This is a genomic window from Candidatus Omnitrophota bacterium (assembly GCA_028712255.1).
Lineage (GTDB): Bacteria > Omnitrophota > Gorgyraeia > Gygaellales > Profunditerraquicolaceae > UBA6249.
The window spans coordinates 72,909-98,278 of sequence record JAQTQJ010000004.1 but is presented as its reverse complement, the minus strand read 5'-3'; the positions used below and the strand labels follow the sequence as shown (position 1 = coordinate 98,278).

Sequence of the window (25,370 nt, the reverse complement as noted above, 5' to 3'; positions counted from 1 at the left end):
GAGAGTAATGATATGCAGATGCAGAAGAATGTTCATTTGACCGGCAGGGATTTAACTGAAATGGTGCAGCTTAGGGCCCAAGATGTGGGAAAATACGCGATTGTGCCTGGGCCGCGTGATCGCCTTGATGTTTTAATGAAGAAAATAGAGAACCCGGTACGTAATTTTTCATTTATGGAATATACGATGTATACCGGCACCTATGAAGGGATTAAAGTTACTGGAATTAACGGCGGAAGATTTTCTACTGATACTTCCATTACCACCGAAGTAATGTGTAACGCTGGAATACAAAACATTATCCGCATCGGAACATGTGGAGCCCTAGATGAAAATATTAAAGTCGGAGATATATTCGTGGTAGATGAGGTTATCCGCGGGGACGGGGTAACTCCTTATTATGTGGATAAAGATTTTAAGACAGTTAGCGATAAAAAAATCTCTGACCTGCTTTTTGAGATTGCCAAAGGCATGGGTTTGAATGTGCATCGCGGGAAAGCCTGGACAACGGATGCGCTTTTGCGCGAAACCCGCGAAATTGTGGAAGCAAAACGCAAAGAAGGGGCAAAAGCAGTGGATATGGTTTCTTCAACGCTACTGACAATCTGTCAAACTTATAATATTAAAGCCGGCTCTATTTTAGCTGTCAGTGATAATGTGGTTACCGGAGAAATGGGCTTTATGAATCCACTTTATTATATGGCGGAAAGTAATTTAATCAAAATTGCATTGGAATTGGTTAAAAAACTAGAAGGCAAGTGAATTTATCATGTCGAGGAGTCCGCCACAGAACTTTGGCGGACGACGCGGCAATCTAAAACGAGATTGCTTCGTCCGCCACTGAACCAATGGCGGACTCGCAATGACACATAAAAACTATGAAATTTTCACCATTATTCTGGCCGATACAATTAAAAGGTAATCTAATCTATATTTTGGATGAAACTCGCCTGCCGCAAAGGTTAGTTTATATAAAAGCAAAAAATTACCTGGAGGCGTGCAGGGCAATTAAGCAGATGAAGACCCGCGCCGTAGGGCAGGTGCTGCTTGTAATGTATACTTTTCTTTTAAGCAAACGGCAAAATAAAAATTTGGCTAAAGTTGCCCAAGCGATTAACGCAACCCGGCCGACTTTATCATTTAAATTTTTAACAGATATGGTGTTAGGTTGGGAGAAAAGTGGCGCTCCGCTTGAAAAAAGCATTTTAGGATTTTTAGAGATGCTTAAAGCTAAGCGCATCGAGCAGGCAAGGGAGACGGCCAATCTTCTTAAAGATGGCGATGTAATTCTAACTCATTGCAATATCAGCGGATTGATGCCTTTAATTGCTGAGTTTGCCAAAGAAGAGGGCAAGAGAGTAAGCTTTTATGTTACGGAAACCCGGCCGTATTTACAGGGTTCTCGCCTCACTGCCTGGGAGTTGATGCGCGCAGGATGCGATGTAACGATTATTACCGATAATATGGTGGCTTATTTATTATCATTGAGTAAAGTGACTAAAGTTATCGTGGGAGCCGACCACCTAACTTTAAACGGTGATATTGCCAATAAGATTGGTACTTATCAGATTGCGGTAGTGGCCAAGTATTTTAAGATTCCTTTTTATGTAATCTGCCCGCCGGCTTCAAGATTAAAGAGCGGCAAAGAAATTAAAATTGAAATCAGGCCGCAAGATGAATTAAAAATTTATCAGGGTTTGCATCTGGCGCCAAAAGAGGTTAAAGCGTATTATCCGGCTTTTGATGTTACGCCAGCAGAATTAATTACCAAGCATATTTATCTGGGGGGTTTAGATGTTAGAGCAGCAGTTAAGATCAGAGATCATTAATGTAGGCAAGAGGCTTTATGCTGCGGGGCTTGCAGTAGCCAACTCTGGAAATTTAAGCGCGCGTATTGATCATGAAAATATCCTGATTACCGCAACTGGTACAGCTTTAGGCCAGTTAAAAGAAAGCGATATCGTTAAAGTTAATTTATCAAGCGGTAAGCCACAAGGAGAGGTAAATCCCAGTTCAGAGCTGCCATTACACAGTCTAGTCTACAAAAATTTTTCGGCAAATTTTGTTATCCATTGCCACCCGCCTTTAATCAACGGATATTTCGCAGTAGCTAAAATACTTAAAGCCATGAGCTTTGAAACAAAATTTTATCTTGGAGATATCCCGGTAATTCCTCAGGAAACGCCTACAGTTACAGACCCTGCGCCGGTTATCGCCGCTTTAAAAACAAATAGTCTGGTTGTTTTAAAGAATCACGGGACAGTAGCGATTGCGGATAAATTCGAGGTTGCTTTAAGTATTACTGAAGCATTAGAGGAAGCAGTTAAAAGTGTGGCAGTCGCTCGCCTATTTGATAAAGATATTTTGGATGATTTGGATATTGCCCTAAAAGATGATTTAAAGCGCAATGAGCTGGCCTGTACTATGTTTAGCCGGGAGCATATTCAGGCAATCGTGGATTTAGTTAATAAAGATGAATTTATCGCCCAAAAAGGTAAAGAACTGGACCTGACTGTAAAATTAGCAATTAAGCTTGATGATAGCGACTGTGTTTATAAATTTAATTTCCAGCAAGGTAAAATTGTAAAGCTAGACGTTGATAGCGAAGCTCCTTTTGTAATTTCTGCGCCGGCTGTGGTTTGGGAACAGGTATTTTTGGGTAAGCTCGACTCTTTTGTGGCAGTAACACAAGGGAAGATGAAATTAAGCGGCCAATTAGGCCAGCTATCTAAATGGTATGTACCATTTAGCCGCTTGTTTGCCCTATTTAAAGAGGTAAAGATTAAATGAATTTGAAATACCCGCTTTATATCAACGGACAATTTATTGAGACCGCCGAAAAACAGAATATTCTTAATCCTTCCGCCGGCAAGGTAATAGCCGAGGTCTCTCTTGCCACAAAAAAAGAAGTGGAGCTAGCTGTATCTTGCGCAAGAGAGGCATTTGATCAAGGTGCCTGGCCGCAATTTTCTTTACTTCAGCGCAAGGAGTTTATCTCCAAGATAGCTCAGGGTATTAAAGAGCAAGCCGCTGAACTTGCGCAGCTTGAGATGCAAAATACCGGTAAGCCAATCAAAGAAACTACCTTTATGGATATTCCATCCAGCGCTAAGACTTTTGAGTTTATGGCCAATAATTTTATTGATTATCTCGGGAATGAAAAGCTTACTGTTTTAGAAGACGCAAAAGCTATTTGCGTTCCTGAACCAATTGGCGTAGTAGCGTTGATTGTGCCCTGGAATTATCCGCTTTTAATTACCTGTTGGAAATTGGCTTCTGCTTTGGCTGCGGGTAATACGGTTATATTAAAACCTTCCAGCCTTACTCCGCTTACTGCTCTGGAGCTAGCAAAAATTATTCATAATGCCGGACTTCCCTCCGGAGTGGTTAACATAATTAATGGCAGCGGTACAAAGATTGGAGAGGAACTTTGCGCAGATAAACGCCTGGATATGATTTCATTCACTGGCAGCAATGATACGGGAAAGCAGATTTTGCAATATTCCTCTAAAAATGTGAAGAAGCTGCTCATGGAGTTAGGAGGTAAGTCAGCTAGCTTAATATTTAATGATGTGGATTTAGATGTTGCGGTAAATAGTTCGCTTACTTCTATTTTTCTCAATCAGGGACAGATGTGTACAGCTATGTCGCGCATCTTTGTGCAGGAAGCAATTTATGATAAGTTTTTAGCCAGTTTCGTAGAGAAAGCCAAGCGTATAAAGTTAGGATTAGCGCAGGAGTTTGAAACTCAAATGGGCCCTTTAATCAGCGACGCGCAGCGCAAAAAAGTGATTGCCTATATTGACAAGGCAAAAGCTGAAGGAGGTAAAGTTGCCTGCGGAGGGAAAATTCCTGAAAATCACGAATTGAAGAACGGTTATTTTTTTGAGCCTACGGTTTTAGTGGATGTAGGGGCACATTCGCACATATTTAAAGAAGAGGTTTTCGGGCCGGTAGTCCTGATTCATAAATTTTCCGGGCCGGATGAAGCGGCCACTTTGGCAAATAACGTGGATTTTGGTTTGGCTGCCTGTATTTGGACTAAAGATTTATTTCTAGCTCAGGATCTTGCCAGAAAAATAAATGCCGGGACTGTCTGGATTAATACTTATGGTATGTTCTATAATCAGCTTCCTTACGGCGGTTTCAAACAGAGCGGATTTGGCAAAGAACTTGGCCGAGAAGGGTTCTTAGAATATACCCGTTTAAAAAATATAATTATAGATAAATCTTCCGATGGCAAACCTTTGGTTAATTACTGGTATGGGTTCTAAATGAATGTCGCCAGTGTTTTAGAGCGGTGTGTAAAAGAATATGGGGATAGGCCTGCAGTTATTTTCCGTCAGCAGGAGCTGACTTTTACTCAGCTGCGGGATAAAGTATTTTCCTTTAGCCAGGGATTACTTGCGCTTGGGATAAAACCGCACGATAAAGTAGCAATTTATCTTCCCAGTTGGCCGGAATATATCATTAGTTATCTGGCTATCTGGTCTATTGGCGCCTGCTGTGTGCCTTTAGATTTTATGCTCACTGAGGATGAAATAATTTCCTGCCTGGATCACTCTGAAACAAAACTCCTGATTACTAAACACAAGGCCAATATTTCGTTTGCTGATCTTAAGGCAAAGCTGCCTGCTTTAAAAAATATCATTTGTTGCCAATCAACAGAAAAAGAAAATTTAGATTTTGATACTCTTTTGGTAGAGAATAAAAGTTGTGCTCCTGAAATAAAAATTAATGAAAAAGATTACGCCATCATTTTTTATACTTCGGGCACAACCGGTAAACCCAAAGGTGTTCTGATTAATTATGCCCAGTTGGATGCTCCGCCAAAATCTATGTCCTTTTTTGTAGATTCAGATTTAAGCGCAGGGGATGTCACATTATGTGCTTTGCCATTTTCACATTTAGGAGGTTTGATTTATATTCAGAATACAATTATCTTTGGCCTGACAATGGTGTTGATGGAGCGTTTTAGCCCGTTAGATTTTTTAAAAAACGTGCAAAACTACAAAGTTAATTTTTTCTGGATTGTTCCGTCGATGTATTATGCCCTTTTGCAATTAAAGGAGTTTGAGACATTTAATTTATCGAGCTTGCGTTGGTTGGTAACTTTTGGAGCAAGCAATTCTCCGGATGCATTACGCAGGTTTCATCAGTTTTGCCCTAAGGCTAGCCTTCTAAACGGCTGGGGACTGACAGAAACCAATGCTCCGACGGTGGTTTTACCTATGGGTTCAGAGAATATCGAAAGCGTAGGCCGGCCTGCGCCTTGGATTGCAGTTAGGGTATTTTCAGAAAATGCTCAAGAGGCGCCTTGTGGCCAGGTAGGTGAAGTAGCAGTGAAAAGCTGGGTAGTTTGCGACGGGTATTTTAAGGACGAAAAATTAACGCGGTCGACTATTCGCGATGGCTGGTTTTACACAGGTGATCTGGGCAGGTTTGATGAAAAGGGTTTTCTTTACATTGTCGGAAGAAAAAAAGAGATGATTAAGGTTGGGGGAGAAATTGTTTTTGAGCCGGAAGTTGAAGCAAGCCTGCAGAAACACCCGGATATTGCCGAGGCTGCGGTAATCGGGGTGGCTGATAAATTAAGAGGAGAGGTGCCTAAGGCATTTTTGGTGGCAAAAGTTGGCAAGAGCCTCTCTGAAGAAGACTTACGTTATTTTTTACGCCAGCATTTGGCACATTACAAGATTCCGCATTACTTTGAATTTCGCGCCACACTTCCGAAGAATCGTACAGGTAAAATCGACAAGGCACAACTAAGAGATGGCTTTTGTCATCCTCGCGAAAGCGGAGATCCAAAGGAATAGATTCCCGTTTCCACGGGAATGACTAGAGATCATGCAAGATATCAAGGAATTAGCTTTAACAGAGCTACAAGATAAATTACTTTCCTGGGGTCTGCCTAAATACCACGCCAAACAAATACTCAGCTGGATCTATCAAAAAGGAGCTTTTGATTTTAACAGTATGAGTAATCTTCCGCAAGCCTTAAGGAAGAAGTTGGCAGGTGAATTTTATATCCTTGGCCTTGCACTTGCGGATCTACAAATTTCCAGCGATGGAACAAGTAAATTTCTTTTTGAATTAACCGACAAAAACCTGGTTGAAGCAGTGAATATTCCGGCGGCTCGTCGGGCCACTGGCTGTATCTCTTCCCAGGTAGGCTGCAAATTTAGTTGTCAATTTTGCGCAAGTGGTGCAAAAGGATTCAAACGCAATTTAACGGTGGGTGAAATTTTAGATGAGGTGCTTTATTTAAAAAACAATACACAAGGAGTAGAGCTGACGCATATTGTTTTTATGGGAACCGGCGAACCATTGGATAATTACGAAAATGTGCTCCAAGCTATCCGCATAATTAATTCTCCGGATGCTTTTAATATCGGCGCCAGGCGGATTACTATTTCGACAAGCGGGATTATCCCGGCAATAGAAAAGTTAGCATTAGAGGGTTTGCAGGTTGAGCTTTCCATATCTTTGCATGCTTCAAGCGACAAAATGCGTTCACAAATTATGCCGGTAAATAAGAAATACCCGCTGGAAGATTTAATCAAATGTTGCCATGAATATATTGCAAAGACTAACCGGCAGATTACCTTTGAATATATTTTGATTAAGGGGTTAAATTGCGGATTAAAGGATGCTCAGGATTTAGCCTGTCTCCTAAAAGATTTAAGGTTGGCCAAAGTAAACCTGATTCCGGCAAACCCGGTTCCGGAATTAAAAATTATGCCTCCTTCAAAGCCAGAGATAGAGGCGTTTAAAGAGTATTTGTTTAAAAGCGCAATTAATGTTACATTAAGGCAAGCGCGCGGGCAGGATATCGATGCAGCATGCGGGCAATTGAGGCTAAGACATGAGCAGAAATAGATTAGAGATAATCGTAATTATTCTAGGTATTATTTTAACCGGTTGTCTAAAACATGAGATTAAAAATTCCGGAACTAAAGGGCAAAATATTATTTGTTTCGGAGATAGTATTACCTGTGGTTACGGCGCCGCTGTGGGACAAGATTATCCAGCCGGATTGGCAAAATTATTAAAACTTCCGGTGATTAATGCCGGAATTGATGGAGATACTACTTTTCTTGCGCTGGACCGCCTAGATAGCGATGTCTTGTCTAAAAATCCGCGCCTGGTGATTGTGGAATTTTGCGGGAATGATTTTATTAAAAAGATTCCCAAAGAAGATACTTTGAAGAATTTAAGCAAAATTATCGACCGCATCCAAGAGAAGGGCGCGATGGTCGCCTTGGTGGATATTAGCTCTGGGATGTTCTTTCAAGAATACCGCCAGGCTTTTAAAAAGCTAGCTATTGAGAAAGGAGCAATATTTATTCCGGTAGTTTTGAGTAAAATTATTACTAATCCTGCGATGAAAAGTGATTTTCTGCATCCTAATGCGCGCGGATATAAGATTGTTGCTAACCGGGTTTATAAGGTAATAAGCCGCTATATAAAATAAAATGAAAAAAATAAGTTTAAAGCAAATGAAGGCCAAACAAAAAGGGGTTGTTTGCGATATTTCTGCGGGCCTAGCTTTACAGAATAAATTTATGAGTATGGGAATTTATAAAGGCAGGGAGATTACTAAAATCAGCCATATCGGTTTAAAAGGGCCGGTTGCCATCAAAGTAGGCAGGAGCGTTTTAGTCTTAGGGCATGGTGTAGCTAATAAAATTGAAATGGAAATTCAATGATTAAAAAAATATTCCTCATAGGTAATCCTAATGTCGGTAAAAGCGTAGTTTTCTCACGCCTTACCGGGGTAGAAGTTATTTCTTCTAACTATGCCGGTACAACCGTCGAGATTATGCGTGGGTTGCTAATGCTTGGGGATAAAGAGATTGAGGTGGTGGATTTACCGGGTACTTATTCGCTTGAGGCAAGCTCTAAATCCGAGGAGGTTGCCGTAGCTTTATTAAAAGAGTGCCCTAAAGAAGATTGCGTTGTTGTAAATATCGTTGATTCTACAAACCTTGAGCGCAATCTTTATTTAACTCTGCAGCTTATTGAAGAAGGCTTGCCGGTAATTGTAGCTTTGAATATGTGTGATGAGGCTCAACATCATGGGGTAAGCATTGAGGTGGATAAGTTGGAGAAAATTCTGGCAGTGCCGGTAATACCGACTTGCGCCATTACTGGTTTAGGCATGAAGAGGCTCTTAGAGAGAATCAGTGAAACAAAACCGGTAGAACGCCAAAGATTTTTACATCGACAGCGTTGGCAGGAGATCGGCAACATTATTGAGCAGGTACAGCAGTTGACTCACCGCCATCATACCTTACGGGAAATTTTAGAGGATGCTTCGGTAAGGCCTTTTAGCGGCGCATTAATTGCTATTGCAGTTATATTTGTTTCATTTGAAATTGTGCGATTTATCGGTGAAAATTTAATTAGTAAGATTGCCGATCCGATATTCCTCAATCTCTATCAGCCTCTCTTGGTAAAGCTGAGTTCTTTTCTAGGAGAAGAAAGTTTTATTCATCATTTATTAATTGGAGATCTGATTAACGGCCACATTGATTTTAAACAGTCTTTGGGATTACTAACGACTGCTCCTTATATTGAGTTTGCTATGGTGTTGCCGTATATTATTTCATTTTATTCCGTCTTGGGATTGTTGGAGGATATCGGGATCTTACCGAGGTTAGCTATGCTTCTGGATAATCTTCTACATCATTTGGGCTTACACGGTTTTGCGATTATTCCGGTGCTTCTGGGGTTAGGTTGTAATGTTCCTGGAATCTTAGCTACACGCAATCTTGAATCCAGGCGCGAGCGTTTTATCGCCGCAACTTTAATTTCTATTGGGGTACCTTGTGTGGCATTACAAGCAATGATCTTTGGTTTATTAGGTAAATTTTCCGGGTGGTATGTTGCCGGAGTGTACCTTGTGCTTTTGGCTATCTGGTTGATATTGGGGATTATCCTTAATCGTACGGCCAAAGGCTACAGCCCCGAACTTTTGATTGAGATTCCTCCGTATCGGCTTCCGTCGCTAGCAACATTGTGGAAAAAATTATTCTTGCGCATTAAGGGTTTTTTAATTGAAGCTGCCCCGCTTGTCTTGTTAGGAGTTTTAGTGGTAAATATTCTTTTGTATTTTAAACTGTTTGATTTCTTTACCGGTATTTTTGCTCCTGTAGTCAAAGGTTTATTCGGGCTGCCTAAAGAAACCATTGTTTCACTAGTTATGGGATTATTCAGGAAGGACGTGGCAGTAGGTATGCTTATGCCGCTAGCATTAACTGTTAAGCAGTTATTTATTACCGCCGTACTTTTAGCAATATCTTTTCCCTGTGTAGCAACCTTCATTGTATTTTTTAAAGAGTTAGGATTAAAGGATTTGATAAAAGCCACTCTAATCATGTTTTTTGTCGCCCTAGTTACTGGCTCGTTGCTTAATTTTGTTATCCATTAATTAAGCAGACTGTTTTTTATTGACTTGAGGTTATTATTGTAGTATTTTTAGCTTAATAATTTAATTGATAAGAAGCAGGAGAGGAGGATGGATGGCGAGAAAATTGTTTTTATTTGCGGCTGTAGTTAGTTTCTGTTTATATTTACCATTAAATAAAGTAGCAGCGCAGACAGAGGGGGATGTGTCTGGGGATCAGCCTTCTGCTGAGAGTGCCCAAGATCTGAAACAGGAAGTTGCTAACGATGTGCAAGCGATAAAAGAACAGCAACAGCAATTGAAGTCTAATGCTCAAGAGGCAAGAGGAGAAGAAAAAGCTTTACAAGATCAGATTCATTCAGCCATGCAAGCAGGTGATTATAAAACTGCGCAACAGCTTAGGGGAAAATTGAAGGCAATGCACCAAGAGAATAGGCAACAGATGCAGCAGGATGCTCAGGTGTTAAAGCAGGCAAAGCAGGATTTGAGGCAAGATGTAAAACAGGGCCGTCCGGGTTTTAATCCTCCAGGATATAATCCGCCTGGAGTAGGAGCTGGCAATCCACCGGGATATAATCCTCCAGGTACTGGTCCCGGTAATCCTCCAGGAGTTGGCCGTGCTGGAAATCCTCCAGGATATAATCCGCCTGGAGTAGGGATTGGTAATCCGCCTGGATATAATCCACCAGGAGCAGGGCCAATGTCGCCTAGGGCAAGGGATGAAGCAAGAGGTATACGTCAAGATAATCAGGAAATAAGAGGCGACCGTAAGGATATACGCCAGGATAATAAAGAAATAAATCAGGATCGCCGTGATTTAAGAGAAGCAGTAAAATCTGGTGATAATTCCGCTATACGCCAGGAAAGAAAAGAATTACGGCAAGATATCGGTAAGAAAAGGCAGGATGTGCGTCAGCTTAATCAAGATAAGAGAGACAGGCGTCAGGATGTTCAGGGTGCCCGCCGTAGTGGCGGCGCGCCAGGGCCAAGAGGTGCAGGAGGCGGCAGGCCACGCTAATTTATTAGTCATTAACATGAATAGGGGCAGGATTAATCCTGCCCCTATTTTATATTAGCTTTAGCGTTCTTCCTTTGAGGAATAACTAAAAGGCAAAAGAAATTCTTCAGCAATCTTTCTTTTACGATTTAGACAGGGCAGGTTAGGCTTGTAGTAGATCCAGGATAGAAGTTTTAAAGAGTCATTTTTAGCAAAACGAAGTTGCCAAATAGGGAATTCTCTATTTATTTTAAGATAGTGGGTTAATGACCCAACAATGTCTAGTCTATTTTTTATTTCGTCTCTTATCCATTTAATCTGATTAAAATTAGTTGAGATAAACTTAGTATATAATCTATGATAAGTATATGTTTTTCCTTTATATTTCATGTATCTATCGGTATAAGTAAAAACAGAACCATCACCATCAAGATGGCCACGTAAGAAATCAATGAAATATTGATTTGGGATATCCAATTTACCCATCAACATCGTTTTCTTAGGCATCAACCCAATTTTTTGTAGCCATTGGTAAAATTTTACATTTCCAAAATTTATTCTATAAACGTTTTTCTTGCCAAATCCACGTGGAAGCGTGGTCATTGTTTTATTTTTGATACCAAGACACTCTTTGAATGTATTTGCTAACTGGTGGTCAGTTGTTGTGAAGAGGATGTGCCTTCTATCTTTGGATAGGTTTCCATCAGTCGCTATGAGGCCGATAGCGTACGCTAGATTTGAATTCCATTTGTAATTAATGTCATGTTTCATTAAAAAAATACCGGGAGAGGGACTTGAACCCACATGAGGTTGCCCTCAACAGCTTTTGAGGCTGCCGCGTCTGCCATTTCGCCATCCCGGCATATATTTTTAGGTTGACGCTAAGCATTTTATATTCTAAAATAGCAAAGGTCAACAGATAAATTTTTGGGGCTGTAGCTCAGCTGGGAGAGCACTTGCATGGCATGCAAGGGGTCAGGAGTTCGATCCTCCTCAGCTCCACTTAATTTTTTTAATAAAGGGCGGATAATCTCCGCCCTTTATTTTATAAGGAGTAGTTTCCCTAAAATTTATTGAGTATGTTTTGTAACGTATTGATTTTACGAATGTTATCCAAAGTGTCATTGCGAGCGAGCGCCAGCCAGACGAAGCAATCTAAAAAACAGGATTGCTTCGTCTGGATTCGTCCTCCTCGCAATGACACTTTGGGAAATTTTAGGGAATCCCATTTTATAAGTTATTGACGCTGATTTAGAGCAGGAGTATAATTTAAAGATTATGATACTAGGTGTGCATGTTTCCGGGGCGGATAAAATTTACCAGACGTTGGATATCGCGCATAGCTTAGGCTGCGATACTATGCAAATATTCAGCCGTTCCCCGCAATCCTGGCGTAATGGTAGCCAAATTGCTCCTGAAGATATTAAGGAATTCATTGCCCGGCGTAAGAAATATAAAATCGATCCGGTTTTTATCCATATATCCTACCTGATTAATCTGGCTTCTCCGGATGTGCGTCTGTATCATGGTTCTATTCAGGCTTATATTGAGGATATTCAGGAAGCGGATAAACTAGGCGCTGATTATATTGTTACGCATATGGGTAGCCATAAGGAAACCACTGAGGATGCCGGGATTAAGAGGTTGGTTGAGGCGCTAAATAAAATAATTGAGAAGACCAAGGATTCCAAGGTCGGTATATTATTGGAAAATACCTCAGGCAGCGGCTCCTGGCTGGGCTATAGATTTTATCATCAGCACAAAATTATAAAGGGAATAAAAGAAAAGTCGCGCGTGGGCTTATGCCTTGATACCGCGCATGCATATTTGGCCGGTTATAATCTTAAGACTAAAGCCGGCTTTGAAAAAATGATCGATGAAATCGATGAGATGGTGGGGGCAAAGTTAATTAAGTTAATTCATCTCAATGATGCAGCCGGAGAGCTGGGTTGTCATCATGACCGTCATGACCATATTGGTTTGGGCCACATTGGCCTAGCCGGGATGAAAAGAATTATTAACCATTCCAAGTTAAAGAATATCCCGATGATTTTAGAGACACCTAAAAGCACCAAAAACAGCGATAGGGAGAACCTGGCTTTAGTTAGAAAGCTCCGGGCGTAGATAAAATGCATTACGATTTTAAAAAGATTGAAGAAAAATGGCAAAAGATTTGGCAGAAGACTCATGCCTTCCGCGCGCAAACTGATCCTAAGCGCAAAAAATATTATTTACTGGAAATGTTTCCTTACCCAAGCGGAAAAATCCACATGGGCCATGTGCGTAATTACACTATTGGCGATGTAGCCAGCCGTTTTAAAACCCTAGAAGGTTATAATGTGATGCATCCTATGGGTTTTGATGCCTTTGGACAACCTGCGGAAAATGCGGCGATAAAGAATAAGACCCGTCCTAACAGTTGGACACATAAATGTATTAAAGAGATGGAAACAGAGTTAAAGAAAATGGGCTTTTCTTATGACTGGGAACGGGAAATTGCTACATGTGAAAGTGATTATTATAAATGGAACCAGTGGGTCTTCTTAAAAATGTTTGAACGCGGCCTGGCCTATAAGAAGGCTTCACAAGTTAACTGGTGCCCAAGCTGCCAAACAACTCTGGCTAATGAAGAAGTAATCGAAGGGGGATGTTGGCGTTGTCATACAAAAGTCCAGCAGAAGGATTTAGAGCAATGGTATTTAAAAATTACTGAATATAAAGAGAGATTGCTGGAAGATTTGGACCAGCTTAAAAATTGGCCACCTAGAGTTTTGGCGATGCAGAATAACTGGATTGGAAAGAGTAGCGGGGTGGATATTTATTTTCGCCTGGAAAACAGCGATAAGCTGATTTCAGTGTTTACTACCCGGGTGGATACAATTTTCGGGGCAACTTATATAGTGTTGGCTCCGGAACATCCTTTAGTCTTAGAATTAATTAAAGGCAAGCCTCAGGAAAATGATGCTTTAGAGTTTATTAAGAAGGTTGCCACTGAAAGTAAGGTAATACGCGCTGCTTCTGATGTTAAGAAGGAAGGGGTATTTACCGGGAGTTTTGCCGTTAATCCGGTAAATAATGAATTGGTTCCCATTTGGATTGCCGATTATGTCTTAATGGAATATGGCACAGGTGCAATTATGGCTGTGCCTACGCACGACCAGCGTGATTTTCTTTTTGCAAAGGAGCATAAACTTCCGATGCGCCTGGTAATTAGTCCCGAAGATAAATCAATAGATTCTGTGGATAAGTTAACCCAAGCATATGAAGGCGATGGTGTACAGATAAATTCTGCAGAATTTAATGGATTGAATAACCAGGACGCAAAAATAAAAATTGCGCAATGGATGGAGTCTAAAGGTATCGGTAAGATTCAGACACACTTTCGTTTACGCGATTGGTTGATTTCCCGGCAGCGTTATTGGGGAACTCCGATACCGATGATTTATTGTCCTGCTTGTGGCATTGTCTCTGTTCCTTATAGAGATTTGCCTGTAGAATTACCTACTAGCGCGCCTTTTACCGGAGAAGGGGGAAGTCCTTTAAGTAAGGTGAAAAAGTTTGTAGAGGTAAAATGCCCTAAATGCAAAGGTAAAGCCAGGAGGGAAACCGACACTATGGCTACCTTCTTTGATTCCTCTTGGTATTTCTTAAGATTCTGCTCGCCTAAGTTCAAGGATGGCCCGTTTGACGAGCAGGAAGCCAAATATTGGATGAGCGTTGATCAATATATTGGTGGTATTGAACATGCAATCCTGCATTTATTGTATTCGCGCTTCTTTACTAAATTTTTTCAAGATTTAAAGATGATAGATTTTGCTGAACCTTTTGATAAGTTGCTCACTCAAGGCATGGTTTTAAAGGACGGCGAGGTTATGTCAAAATCCAAAGGTAATATCGTAGATCCGGATTCTATGATTAAGAATTATGGAGCCGATGCCTTACGCTTGTTTATTTTATTTGCCGCTCCGCCTGAAACAGAGCTGGAGTGGGAGGAGCGTGGATTGGAAGGGGCGTATAAATTTTTAAACCGTGTCTGGCGTATTCAGGAAAATCTGAAAGAGAAGGCTGATCAGCCGGTATTGAGAGTTTTGCATAAGACGATCAAAAAAGTGGGGATGGATTTTAACGAATTTAAGTTTAACACTGCTATCGCCAGCCTCATGGAGTTGACTAATGTTATTTACCAGTTAGGTGCAGATAAACAGGTGTTCTCTAGCCTTGTGATTATGCTTAGCCCGATTGCTCCGCATTTTTCTGAGGAGCTTTGGGGAATTTTAGGAAATAAAGAGAGTATCTGTAAAACTTCTTGGCCGCAGTTTGATCCTAAGTTATTGGTTAAAGAAAATGTAGAATTAGTAATTCAAGTTAATGGTAAAGTACGCAGTAAAATCGAAGTTAGCCGCAATCTATCCGAAGACAGTCTTACGGAATTGGTCTTAAAAGATGAGAAATTGATTCCTTGGTTGGAAGGTAGGCCCCCGAAGAAAATCATTATCATTCCCCAGAAACTCATAAATATCGTTGTTTAATAGTGACAGCGGCCATTATTCTTTCTAATCGAGTAAGAATAATGGCCGCTGTCACTATTAAGTTAATACGTCTTTAATATCAAAAAGTAATCTTTGGTAATCGATGGGTTTTTCGACATAGACGGTGATACCGCTTTTGGCAGCGATATGCTTGTCGATTTCTTCATGTTTAAGGGATGTGGCGATAATTGGGATATCAGAATATTCCGGTAGGGCTTTTATATCTTGAGCAACTTTAAAACCACTCTCATCAGGTAAGACTAAGTCAAGCAGTATGCAATCCGGTTTTTCAACTCGTAGTTTTTCTAATCCTTCCTTGCCGCTATAGGCAATTACTACTTCGTAACCTGCCTTAAGCAGCTCTTCCTTATCTTTCTTGGCGATATTGAAGTCATCGTCAATAATCAGGATCTTCTTGGGCATAACTAAAGTATACACTAAAAGAACCGTAAATTGCAAAGAAATAATGGTGAACAATGGGACCGTTTCTATTTTTATCAATTTCCTTAGAGTTAAAAATAGAAACGGTCCCATTGTTCCTATAGTTTTTTAGTTAGATTTTTAGCATTTGGACGTCTATTGAGGTAAGGAGGATTTAAACATGCTTAATTTTACCCCTGAAGAGAGAAAAGTTTTCTTATTTGTTTTAGGTTTGGCGTTTTTCGGGTTAATTTTAAATTATTTAGTTAAAGTAAATGGCCATATTGAAAAAATGATTAATCCGCAAATCGAACTAGCCAGAATAAACCTCAATAAAGTAAGCCTTGAGGAGTTAATTGAATCCAGATGTATCTCAGCAAAACTTGCTGAACGTATCATGGAATACCGCTCTTTGCATAAAGAGTTTTCTAATTTAGAGGAGTTAAAAGAGGTTAAAGGAATCGGTAACCAGCGTTATGAGAAGTTAAATAAAATTTTCTTTATCGAATGAATTTACCGTTGGTAATATTAACTATATTTTATTCTCTAGGAATTATTTTAGCTAATTTTATAGGTTTTAATTTTTGGGCAGTTATGGGGGCAGCAATAGGAATCTTTGCCGTCTCAATCCTACTACAGAAAAAGATTTTTATATTTACGGCCCTGATATTATTTTTAGCGTTGTTTGCGGGAGCTTTAAATTTAAATAATTCCCGCACGCTGCCTCAATGCCATATCAGTAATTTTATTTATTATAAAGATTATTTTCTCTACCGCTTAAGTGGATTTATCGATAGCGAGCCGGAATTAAAAGATAATCATATCCAATTTATCTTCTACGTCCAAGATATGCAGAGGGATAAGTTAAAATGGCCTTGTTGCGGTAAGGTATTGGTTAGATTAGATTTTGCCTGTAAATTAAATTATGGGGATAACCTGATACTTATCGGAAATTTAAAGCGGCCCTATAATTTTAACTCTGTTGCCGGAGGTTATAAAGACTTTCTGGGGCGCCAAGGTATCTACTTGGTAATGCACGTAGAGGACAGGCGGCAGCTTATTTATCAGCAGAGTAACAGAGGGTTTAAGTTGATCAAAGTTTCATTTTGGTTGCGCGCTAAAATGGAAGCTGTTATTAGCCAGCAGCTTACGGATTTGCCGGCAAGTATACTTTCTGCCATGGTTTTAGGCCAAAAACGCGGTATTCCTTGGTTGGTGAATAGTTCTTTTGTAAAAAGCGGCACAGTGCATATTTTGGTAGTTAGCGGCTTTAATGTGGGTATTGTTGCTTTTATTATTAACTTATTGTTTAAAATTTTGCGTTTTGGACGCAAGATTCGTATTATTTTATCAATAATCTGTTTGTTTATTTATTGCTTGATTACAGGGGCAAGTAATCCGGTTGTGCGCGCGACAGTAATGGGGATAATCTTTTTATCAGCGTATCTTTTTAAGAGAATGCCGGATATATATAATTCTTTGGCAATTGCTGGGCTATTTATTTTGGTAATTAATCCAAGCCAGCTTTTTGATATAGGTTTTCAGCTGTCTTTTGTCAGTGTATTGGCAATTGTTTATCTTTACCCTAAGCTGGCAGCCTTGATTCACCTGGAAACTTACAGGAACAAAATATGGAAATTTATCTGCCAGGGTTGTTTGGTTTCATTTTCTGCCTGGTTAGGCACGCTGGGAATTATTGCTTTTAATTTTGGAATTATCGCTCCGGTAACTGTTTTAGCCAATATTCTGATTGTCCCCCTGGCTACCATAATTACCTTATGCGGATTCATTTTACTTCTATCCGGCCTGCTAAATCCTGGCCTAGTCGGCCTTCTTAGTACTCCTACTTCTATGTTGATTAACCTGCTTTTGAACATAAATGCCTTTCTGGTTAAGCTGCCCTTTGCTTATATCTATGTTTAAAATAAAGGGACCGTTTCAATTTTTTGTTTAAACAAAAAATAGAACCGGTCCCTGGCCCCTAAAATAGAACCGTCCCCGATATTTGTTTGACAAAGCCAGCCGGCTATGCTAAATTGGAAAAGTTAAAAGTAGCTTTTCAATGTCTTTATTCCAACATAGGCAACTGTCCTGGAAAAGTGACCCCAACATTATGAAACGCATAATCTTAAGCTTGTTAATAATTTCTTTTTTATCTATCCAGCCTGTATATTCATATTGGCTTTGGACCCCTAAAAGTGGTAAATGGGTTAATCCGAAGAACCTGCCCAAGGATGATCCAAAGGAGCAGTTTGCCTATGCCAAGTCTTATTTTGACGATAATAAATATGAAGAAGCTAAACGCGAATTTCGTAAATTACTTAAAGCTTACCCTAAATCTGCAGAAGCTGCGGAGAGCCAGTATTATTTAGGATTGGCAGAAGAGGCGCAGGGCAAATCATATGAGGCATATCTGGCTTATCAGATGGTAATTGATAAGTATCCGTTTTCCGAGCGTATTCAGGAGATTATCGAGAAAGAATATAAAATCGGCGAAAGGTTTATGTCCGGAGAAAAACGTAAAGCTTTGGGTATAGATCTGCCTGTGGATAATCCGGCGATTGAGATATTTTCAAAGGTGGTAGAAAATTCTACCTATGGTTCGTTTGCGCCCAAAGCACAATATAAATTAGGCTTGGTTCTAAAAGGGCTGTTGCGTTATTACGAGGCAGAGGAGGAGTTTAACAAAGTGGTTTCCCGTTATCCGGATAGCGAATGGGCATCTGCGGCAAAATTCCAGATTGCTTCCTGCAGGGCAAGTTTGTCTAAGGGATCCGCTTATGACCAGGGAGCAGCGCAGGATGCTAAAGAAAAGTTTGAGGATTTTGTAAAGGAGCACCCAGATGCTGTGCTTTCATTGGATGCGCAAAAGAATATTGATACCATTAGGGAGAAAGAGGCACAATCAAGCTACAGCATTGGCCGTTTTTATGAAAAACAAAAGAACTTTGATTCGGCAAAAATCTATTATAATGATATAATAGATAATTATGCACAGAGTTTTTGGGCTGATCAGGCCAAAGTCAGATTACAGATGATGGAGCATAAAAATGAAAAATAGGATTGGTTTATTTTTGTTCAAAGCTTCTATGTGTTGCCTGCTAGCTACTATTTTGACCGGCTGCGGTTATACTACCCGTTCGATGCTTTACGGAAAATACAAAACAATTTATATTACTCCCTTTTTGAATAAGGTAGATGTAACGCAGGAAGCCTATACGGCTAATAAATACCGTATTTACCGCCCGATGCTTGAGACAGATATTACTAAGAAAGTAATTAACAAGTATCTCTTTGATGGCAATCTTAAGCCGATAAAAGAGGATGAGGCGGATTTAGTGCTTAAGGGGGAATTGATTGAATACCGTAAAGACCCTTTAAGTTACACTTCGGATAATGAAAATGTTACTGAATACCGCATTAATGTTTATGTAAATTTAAGCCTCTGGGATGAAAAAGAGAATAAGTTGCTCTGGCAGGAGAATAATTTTAACGGCAATTATTCTTATTTTACCAGTTTTGCTCCCGGGAGCGTGGTTATCGTGCCCGAAGACACAGCGGTAACTAATGCCATAGATGATCTTGCCCGTCGTATTGTCGAACGTACAGTTGAGCAATGGTGATTTACCCCCACACCAATTGTAATATAATGCAAGTTAAGCACCCAATTGGTGTGGGGGTGTATCTACTTATTGGCCAGGATATCTTAGCTAAAGAAACTCAACTTAAGAAAATAAAACAGGAATTTCTTTCCAAAGATCTGCAAGATTTTAATCTGGATACATTATACGCCAAAGAAGTAACCTTAAGAGATATTCAAGAACGCCTATTGGTTATTCCGCTACAAAGCGCCAAACGGATCATTGTAATCAAAGAGGCGCATTCGCTTGATAAAGAATCAAGTGATTTTCTCCTTGCTTATTCCAAAAAGCCGCATAAACAGTTGGTTCTAGTGTTTGATTTCCAGCAGTATGATTATAAAGATGAGTTTATTAAAGGGATATCGGCGCATGCTTGCGTAATGCGTTTTAAGGAGACAGTTAACCCGGATGCATTTGTTTTGAACCGGCAGATTGAATTAAAGAGAACCGATTCTGCGCTACGCATATTGGATCAGCTGCTTAAAAATGGAGAGGCTCCTGAGCGTATCCTGGGAGGGTTGCGTTTCGCCTGGGAAAAACAGAACATTGCTGCTTTGGATGCCAAAAGAAAACTTAAACTCATGCTTAACTGTGATATCGAAATAAAAACAGGCAGGCTAAAGCCTGCCTTTGCATTAGAAAAATTAGTAGTTAGCTTATGTGGGCTTGTCTCGTTAGAAGCAGCGCCCCGCGCGCGGGGCTTCTAATGAGATTTGCTTAAGCGCCTGCTCAGCCGTGATTTTCTGCGGTTAGCTGTAGCCGAAGGAATAATATTTTTTTTGGCTGCTTTGTCTAGTTGGGAAAAAACCTTGGCAATAAATGTTTTGGCTTGAGCGTCTTTTTTAGTGAGTAACTCTTGGAATTTCTTGATTGTTTTCTTTAATTCTACCTTTACCTTAAGATTCCGGGTATGTTTTCTTTTGCTTACTCGGTTACTTTTTAGCGATGTTTTGCGTCTTGGCATATATTCTCCTTCCCGCGGGGGAACACCAGCGCAATTCCAATTAGCGCTGGGTGTGTAAATACTGGATATTAGTTAACTTTGTAAGGTAATATTATTACCATAATTAGCTGCGTATGTCAACAATCAAATATTCTTTAAACAGCCAAAACCATGCAGTTGCCCGCTCCGCAGGGATTATTGGTATTGCTACCTTAGTCTCGCGCGTCCTGGGTTTTATAAGAGATATAGTTATTGCCCGCTTATTTGGAGTTTATATTTATGCTCAGGCTTTTGTAATTGCTTTTCGCATACCCAATCTTTTTCGTGACCTAGTCGGTGAAGGCGCCTCTAATGCTGCAATTGTCCCGGTTTTAAGCGAGTACAGCCTTAAGCATTCCAAAGAAGAGTTTTGGGAGCTGGCCAATATTTTACTTAACCTGCTCTTGGTCATACTAAGTGTAGTTACTATTCTGGGAATTATTTTTTCTCCTTTAATTGTACGCATGATCGCCCCCGGTTTTATTGCTTCTCCAGATAAACTGCAGGCAACGATTAACCTTAACCGGATTATCTTTCCTTATATACTACTTATCGGCCTGGCAGTTTATGCCATGGCTGTGTTAAATTCGCTGAAAAACTTTACTGTTTCGGCGTTTGCCCCCTGCCTTTTAAATGTTTCTATAATTATCTGTGCTCTGCTTCTGGGAGAAGGCATAAAGGGCCTGGCCAGCGGGGTTTTGCTTGGTGGTATTCTACAGCTGGCAGTGCAGATTCCTGTTTTATATAAAAAAGGGTTTCGTCCAAAATTCACCCGATGCTTTAAGCATCCTGGAGTAATGCAGGTTCAAAGATTAATGTTGCCCCGCCTGGCAAGCAGTGGAATTTACCAGTTGAATAATTTTGTGGATACTATTTTTGGATCGCTCTCGGCGATTGTTGGTGAGGGGGCAGTTGCGGTTCTTTATTTTTCCTACCGGCTCATTCAATTCCCTATAGGTATTTTTAGCAATGCCATTGCGCAGGCGATTCTACCTACTTTTTCGACACAAGTATTGGAGGATAATCGGGAGAATCTTAAAAACACGCTTTACTGGGGACTGCGTGCGGTTTTCTTCGTAATGCTACCGATGGGAGCGCTTTTTATGGTTTTAGCGCAGCCATTAATTTTTACTTTTTTTGGTGGAGGCAAATTTGATGTTAATGCAGGGCTCCTGACCAGCAATGCCCTGTTTTTTTATAGCATTGGGTTATGTGCTTATGGCGGAACAAAAATATTACAATGTTGTTTTTTTGCCCTCAGAGATACGGTTACTCCCACCAAGATTGCAGGGCTTAGCCTGCTGTTAAATATTATCCTCAATTCACTTTTGATGTTTCCGCTTAAAATCGGGGGGTTGGCTTTGGCCACCGCTATTTCGGGGATAATTTCTTTCTTATTTTTATTTTTCATTCTAAGCAAACGTTTGGGTGGTTTTGGAGAAGGCAAAATATTAAATTCATTTTTACGTATTCTTATCGCTAGTCTTTGTATGGCAGGTGTCTGTTTTTTGGTGAATCAGGCATTGAATCTTGCCTGGGCATTATTTTGCGGGGTGCTATCTTACATTGTTTTTTGTTTTATTTTTGGAGTAGCCGAACTTAAAGAGTTTATACTAAAGTTTTTATGGGAAATACACAGAGTTTAAGAGATAAGATTTTATCAGCTCCTGACTCACCCGGTGTATACCTGATGCGTGATAGTTTGAGGCGCATAATTTATGTAGGCAAGGCCAGCTCTTTAAAGAGGAGGCTTTATAATTACCTATCAGCTGATTTAGATAATAAGACTCTGGCTTTAATGGGAAGGGTAGCGGATATTGAGTTCAGGTTGTGTGCAAATGAAACCGCGGCTTTATTGCTTGAGGCCGGGCTTATTCATGAGCTCAAACCAAGGTATAATGTCTCTCTTAAGGATGACAAGAGTTTTCCTTATGTTTTGATTTCCCATGAAGAGTTTCCGTTAATTTGTATTACGCGTAAGAAGAATGAGGCAGGCGCACGGTATCTGGGGCCATACACTAATGCTAAACTTTTAAAAAACGCACTTAAAATTATCCGGCGTAGCTTTGGGTACCGGTCTTGCAGGCGCCTTCCCAAGCGCAGTTGTATTTACTATAAGATCAATCTTTGTCCTGCTCCTTGCATCGGTAAAATTGGCCCTCAGGAATACAGGAGGATAATTGCCAATATTATTTTAGTTTTAGAAGGCAAGGGTGATTTGTTGATCCGAAAATTGACTAAATCCATGCAAGATAAAGCCAAGGCTCATGATTTTGAAGCGGCAGTCAGGATTCGTGACCAGATTACTGTTTTATCGCAGGTGCCCTCGGGTTCAGGAGTCTTTAACCGTAGAGCAGAGTTGGAAGATTTAAAAAATAGGCTGGGCTTAGTAAATTTGCCTGTTAGAATTGAAGGGTTTGATATCTCTAATATCTCAGGTCAACATTCTGTCGGTTCAATGGTCAGTTTTCAAAATGGCATGGCGGATAAAAACAATTACCGTCGTTTCCGTATAAAGAGTTTTTCCGGAATCAATGATTATAAAATGCTTGCTGAGATAGTAAGGAGGCGTTATGTTCGGTTAATCAGGGAGAAGAAGCCGTTACCGGATTTATTGCTTATTGACGGAGGTAAGGGCCATCTTTTAACCGCAGCGCGCCAACTTAAAGAATTGAATCTTGATATTGCGCTGGTTAGCATTGCTAAAGAGAAAGAAAATCTTTATAGCAGCCAGAAACGCGGAATTTTACGTTTTCCAACTGACGCTGCGGCGATGAATTTAATCCGACGGATACGTGATGAAGCGCACAGGTTTGCTCTTAGTTATCATCACATCTTGCATAAAAAAGAGGTATTTAAATAATGTTTACCCCGTTAGAGAAAAATCATACCCTAAGAGAACATAGTTCTCTAACGGGGTTGAATTTTCAAAGGATTAGAGGAGTTTTGTTTTATTTAAGCGTATTTTTATTTTTTGCCGGGCTTCCTTTTATCCTTTCTTATGCATTGGGGTATAAATTTAATAGGCATACTTTAAAGTTTACTAAGACCGGCCTAATCTCTGTAAAGACCCAGCCTGCCGGAGCAAAAATATACCTCAACGGTAAACTTATTCCAGACAGGAGTCCTGCAAGTATGCAGGAGTTAGTCCCTGGTGTTTATAAGATTGTTTTGGAATTAGCGCAACATTATCCTTGGAAAGGGGAAGTTGATGTTGAGGCGGGTAAAGTCAGCCGCCTGGATAAGGTTATCCTTTTTCCGTTGCGCCCCAACCTTCAGCAGTTAAATCAGGAAAATTTTTCATTTTTTCACGTTGATAGCGAAAAGAAATTGATTTATTATTTGGATGCTGAAAATAAGGTTGTGTATAGGTCTAATTTAGACTCAAGTAACTTTGAGGATATCGCCAGCCTTCCTGAAAAATTCACACAGATTGTTGGTTGGCAGGTTCCCGAAGATAAAAAGAAGCTGTTTGTTTTTAATCGTCATCAGATTGGCGTAGTTTTCTTTGATAATCAGGGTGATTATGGATTTCAGGACTCCTTTGTCTTTTTAGATTATCCACAGGAAAAAATAATCCAGGTTTTTTGGCATGCGGATAGCTACCATTTAATTGTTTTGACCGATAAGCATGTTCAGGTAATTGAGGCCAGGCCGCAAGCAAAACCGGTTAACTTGGTAGAATTAAATAAGGAAGGGGCAGAGGCATTTTATGATAATAAAGAGAATGAACTTTATTTTAGCGATAGCCAGAGAAGCCCCGATGGTAGTTTTTATAATAATTTGTACCGGGTGGACTTAAGCCCTAGCCTTATTTCATTAGAGAAATTGATGATCCAGCCTTTTAAGGGCGTTAAATCGATAGGGAAGGAAGATAAGGGTGGATAAGAAAACATTCTCAAGGCGCATCTTTGAAATTATACCCGGAGGTTTATCCTGGAGCATAATTATTGTATTAGTTTTTTTGTCGATTAAACATCCGGTAGCCAGCGCTATAATAATTATTACTTTTGATTTTTATTGGATAATTCGTACAGTTTACCTGACTACTCTTTTAGTGATGGCGCACAATCGGCTTTCTCATCAGAGGAATGAAGATTGGTTGAAACGTTGTTTAACTCTTCCTGAAGATAAAAGTTTTTCCAAGTTGTATCAATTAGTTATTTTTCCCGTTTATAACGAAGGCCTGGAGGTTTTGCGGCCGTCATTATCTTCTTTGGATGCAAGCCATTACCCAAAAGATAAGATTATTGTAGCTATGGCTTTTGAAGAACGCAATATCCGCGCGCATGATATTGCCTTAATTTTAGAAAAAGAGTTTAGTTCAAAATTCGGTGCTTATATATCTACTTTTCATCCTGATGGTTTAGCCGGGGAAACCCGCACAAAAGGTGCAAATGCCACATGGAGCGCTAAAGCTGCTAAAAAATTTATTGATAGCCGTGAAATTACTTATGAAAATGTGATAGTTTCCTGTTTTGATGCCGATACCTGTGTTGAGCCAGAATATTTCGGATGCCTAAGTTATCATTTTTTGACCTCTGATAAACCACATCAGGCAAGCTATCAACCGATGCCAGTTTATAACAATAATATTTGGCAAGCGCCTTCTTTTGCCAGGTTAGTTGAGATTAGCAGTTCATTCTGCCAGCTGATTGAAAGTATGCGCCTTGAAAAGTTTGTTACATTCTCCAGCCACAGTATGAGTTTCAAGACGTTGGTTGAGGTGGATTATTGGCCGGTGAATATGATTTCAGATGACTCCGTGATCTATTGGAAAGGTTACTTACATTATAATGGGGATTACCGGGTAGTGCCTTTATATGTTACGGTTTCTATGGACGTAGCTTATTCTACTAATATATGGAAGACAATTGTTGTGCAGTATAAGCAAAAAAGAAGGTGGGCATGGGGAATAGAAAATTTTCCTTTTGTAGTGGATGGTTTCATAAAAAATAAAAATATTTCTTTATTTCATAAATTAAGAAGGTCATTCCATCTATTGGAAAGCCATGTTACTTGGGCTGTCTGGGCCTTTATTCTGGTGGTTATTGGGTATTTGCCCATGCTTTTTGGGGGAGTGTTTTTTAGCCAGATGGCAATTGCTTATAATTTACCCAAGATTACCGGATTACTGTTTCAGTTTACTTTATTGACTAGTTTGATCTGGATATTTCTGAGTTGGACAATTCTACCGCCGCGGCCTAAGGGGGTGAGCGTATTCAAGAATGTAATTTTGGTCTTGGAATGGTTTTTTGTACCGTTTATAATATTGATTGTCGGCTCACTTCCGGCAATTGATGCTCAAAGCCGGCTTATGTTTGCCAGATACATGGAATTTAATTCTACATTAAAAGGGGATAAGGTGTTATAATATTTAGTCATCGTGCGC

At 40.0% G+C, this 25,370-nt stretch carries 24 protein-coding genes and 2 tRNA genes; 22 read left to right on the top strand and 4 right to left on the bottom strand.

Features of this window, described 5'->3' with window-relative positions; translation table 11 throughout:
• Nucleotides 1-12: 12 nt before the first annotated feature.
• The 10 genes from PHC29_03255 to PHC29_03210 all read left to right on the top strand — a co-directional run bounded on the left by PHC29_03255 (nt 13) and on the right by PHC29_03210 (nt 10,427).
• Nucleotides 13-762: a hypothetical protein gene (locus PHC29_03255; GenBank protein MDD5108509.1), complete on the top strand. Its 750-nt coding sequence runs from the start codon at nt 13-15 to the stop codon at nt 760-762.
• Between the two features lie 116 nt (nt 763-878).
• On the top strand, nt 879-1,829 hold the full coding sequence (locus PHC29_03250; GenBank protein MDD5108508.1) for an S-methyl-5-thioribose-1-phosphate isomerase: 951 nt from the start codon (nt 879-881) through the stop codon (nt 1,827-1,829).
• On the top strand, nt 1,795-2,790 hold the full coding sequence (locus PHC29_03245) for a class II aldolase/adducin family protein (protein MDD5108507.1): 996 nt from the start codon (nt 1,795-1,797) through the stop codon (nt 2,788-2,790). The genes PHC29_03250 and PHC29_03245 overlap by 35 nt, the downstream gene beginning before the upstream one ends.
• The gene (locus PHC29_03240) at nt 2,787-4,274 is read left to right on the top strand and encodes an aldehyde dehydrogenase family protein (protein ID MDD5108506.1); all 1,488 of its coding nucleotides are present in this window, start codon (nt 2,787-2,789) and stop codon (nt 4,272-4,274) included. Before PHC29_03245 ends, PHC29_03240 begins: the two co-directional genes overlap by 4 nt.
• On the top strand, nt 4,275-5,816 hold the full coding sequence (locus PHC29_03235) for a class I adenylate-forming enzyme family protein (GenBank protein ID MDD5108505.1): 1,542 nt from the start codon (nt 4,275-4,277) through the stop codon (nt 5,814-5,816).
• 31 nt (nt 5,817-5,847) lie between these two features.
• Nucleotides 5,848-6,879 (top strand): 23S rRNA (adenine(2503)-C(2))-methyltransferase RlmN, encoded by a 1,032-nt coding sequence (gene rlmN, locus PHC29_03230; protein ID MDD5108504.1) that lies wholly within the window; start codon nt 5,848-5,850, stop codon nt 6,877-6,879.
• Complete coding sequence (locus PHC29_03225) at nt 6,866-7,474, top strand: GDSL-type esterase/lipase family protein (protein ID MDD5108503.1); 609 nt, start codon at nt 6,866-6,868, stop codon at nt 7,472-7,474. Before rlmN ends, PHC29_03225 begins: the two co-directional genes overlap by 14 nt.
• A gap of 1 nt (nt 7,475) precedes the next feature.
• A complete protein-coding gene (locus tag PHC29_03220) occupies nt 7,476-7,709 on the top strand; it encodes a FeoA family protein (GenBank protein MDD5108502.1) in 234 nt (77 codons plus the stop codon).
• A complete protein-coding gene (locus PHC29_03215) occupies nt 7,706-9,433 on the top strand; it encodes a ferrous iron transporter B (GenBank protein ID MDD5108501.1) in 1,728 nt (575 codons plus the stop codon). The genes PHC29_03220 and PHC29_03215 overlap by 4 nt, the downstream gene beginning before the upstream one ends.
• Before the next feature lie 91 nt (nt 9,434-9,524).
• Nucleotides 9,525-10,427 carry a hypothetical protein gene (locus PHC29_03210; GenBank protein ID MDD5108500.1) on the top strand — a complete coding sequence of 301 codons (903 nt, stop codon included), beginning with the start codon at nt 9,525-9,527 and terminating at the stop codon, nt 10,425-10,427.
• Nucleotides 10,428-10,487: 60 nt separating this feature from the next.
• On the opposite strand, the gene PHC29_03205 is transcribed toward PHC29_03210, so the two are convergent.
• A complete protein-coding gene (locus PHC29_03205) occupies nt 10,488-11,177 on the bottom strand; it encodes an LAGLIDADG family homing endonuclease (GenBank protein ID MDD5108499.1) in 690 nt (229 codons plus the stop codon).
• A gap of 8 nt (nt 11,178-11,185) precedes the next feature.
• Nucleotides 11,186-11,268 (bottom strand) — tRNA-Leu (locus PHC29_03200).
• 67 nt (nt 11,269-11,335) lie between these two features.
• Here PHC29_03200 and PHC29_03195 point away from each other — a divergent pair.
• The 3 genes from PHC29_03195 to leuS all read left to right on the top strand — a co-directional run bounded on the left by PHC29_03195 (nt 11,336) and on the right by leuS (nt 14,935).
• Nucleotides 11,336-11,408, top strand: a tRNA-Ala gene (locus tag PHC29_03195).
• Nucleotides 11,409-11,684: 276 nt separating this feature from the next.
• Complete coding sequence (locus tag PHC29_03190) at nt 11,685-12,530, top strand: deoxyribonuclease IV (GenBank protein ID MDD5108498.1); 846 nt, start codon at nt 11,685-11,687, stop codon at nt 12,528-12,530.
• Between the two features lie 5 nt (nt 12,531-12,535).
• Nucleotides 12,536-14,935: a leucine--tRNA ligase gene (gene leuS, locus PHC29_03185; GenBank protein ID MDD5108497.1), complete on the top strand. Its 2,400-nt coding sequence runs from the start codon at nt 12,536-12,538 to the stop codon at nt 14,933-14,935.
• A 57-nt stretch (nt 14,936-14,992) separates the two neighbouring features.
• Here leuS and PHC29_03180 read toward each other — a convergent pair whose 3' ends face one another.
• On the bottom strand, nt 14,993-15,436 hold the full coding sequence (locus PHC29_03180; GenBank protein ID MDD5108496.1) for a response regulator: 444 nt from the start codon (nt 15,434-15,436) through the stop codon (nt 14,993-14,995).
• A gap of 100 nt (nt 15,437-15,536) precedes the next feature.
• Between PHC29_03180 and PHC29_03175 the strand changes: the two genes are divergently transcribed.
• The 5 genes from PHC29_03175 to PHC29_03155 all read left to right on the top strand — a co-directional run bounded on the left by PHC29_03175 (nt 15,537) and on the right by PHC29_03155 (nt 19,703).
• Nucleotides 15,537-15,866, top strand: a complete 330-nt coding sequence (locus tag PHC29_03175) for a helix-hairpin-helix domain-containing protein (GenBank protein MDD5108495.1) — start codon at nt 15,537-15,539, stop codon at nt 15,864-15,866.
• A complete protein-coding gene (locus PHC29_03170) occupies nt 15,863-17,278 on the top strand; it encodes a ComEC/Rec2 family competence protein (GenBank protein ID MDD5108494.1) in 1,416 nt (471 codons plus the stop codon). The genes PHC29_03175 and PHC29_03170 overlap by 4 nt, the downstream gene beginning before the upstream one ends.
• A 190-nt stretch (nt 17,279-17,468) precedes the next feature.
• A complete protein-coding gene (gene bamD / locus PHC29_03165) occupies nt 17,469-18,416 on the top strand; it encodes an outer membrane protein assembly factor BamD (GenBank protein ID MDD5108493.1) in 948 nt (315 codons plus the stop codon).
• Complete coding sequence (locus tag PHC29_03160) at nt 18,406-18,978, top strand: LptE family protein (protein ID MDD5108492.1); 573 nt, start codon at nt 18,406-18,408, stop codon at nt 18,976-18,978. Before bamD ends, PHC29_03160 begins: the two co-directional genes overlap by 11 nt.
• A 26-nt stretch (nt 18,979-19,004) precedes the next feature.
• Nucleotides 19,005-19,703 (top strand): hypothetical protein, encoded by a 699-nt coding sequence (locus tag PHC29_03155; GenBank protein ID MDD5108491.1) that lies wholly within the window; start codon nt 19,005-19,007, stop codon nt 19,701-19,703.
• Here the strand turns inward: PHC29_03155 and rpsT are convergent.
• Nucleotides 19,700-19,960, bottom strand: coding sequence for a 30S ribosomal protein S20 (gene rpsT / locus PHC29_03150; protein MDD5108490.1), 261 nt, complete (start codon nt 19,958-19,960; stop codon nt 19,700-19,702). The two genes, PHC29_03155 and rpsT, sit on opposite strands and share 4 nt — an antisense overlap.
• 113 nt (nt 19,961-20,073) lie before the next feature.
• On the opposite strand from rpsT, the gene murJ reads away from it, so the two are divergent.
• From murJ to PHC29_03130, 4 genes are read left to right on the top strand one after another with little or no spacing between them, the layout of a single operon-like run.
• Nucleotides 20,074-21,624 (top strand): murein biosynthesis integral membrane protein MurJ, encoded by a 1,551-nt coding sequence (murJ, locus tag PHC29_03145; GenBank protein MDD5108489.1) that lies wholly within the window; start codon nt 20,074-20,076, stop codon nt 21,622-21,624.
• Nucleotides 21,603-22,841, top strand: coding sequence for an excinuclease ABC subunit UvrC (locus PHC29_03140; protein ID MDD5108488.1), 1,239 nt, complete (start codon nt 21,603-21,605; stop codon nt 22,839-22,841). Before murJ ends, PHC29_03140 begins: the two co-directional genes overlap by 22 nt.
• The gene (locus tag PHC29_03135) at nt 22,841-23,866 is read left to right on the top strand and encodes a PEGA domain-containing protein (GenBank protein ID MDD5108487.1); all 1,026 of its coding nucleotides are present in this window, start codon (nt 22,841-22,843) and stop codon (nt 23,864-23,866) included. The genes PHC29_03140 and PHC29_03135 overlap by 1 nt, the downstream gene beginning before the upstream one ends.
• Nucleotides 23,859-25,352 (top strand): glycosyltransferase family 2 protein, encoded by a 1,494-nt coding sequence (locus PHC29_03130; GenBank protein MDD5108486.1) that lies wholly within the window; start codon nt 23,859-23,861, stop codon nt 25,350-25,352. The genes PHC29_03135 and PHC29_03130 overlap by 8 nt, the downstream gene beginning before the upstream one ends.
• Nucleotides 25,353-25,370: the final 18 nt, after the last annotated feature.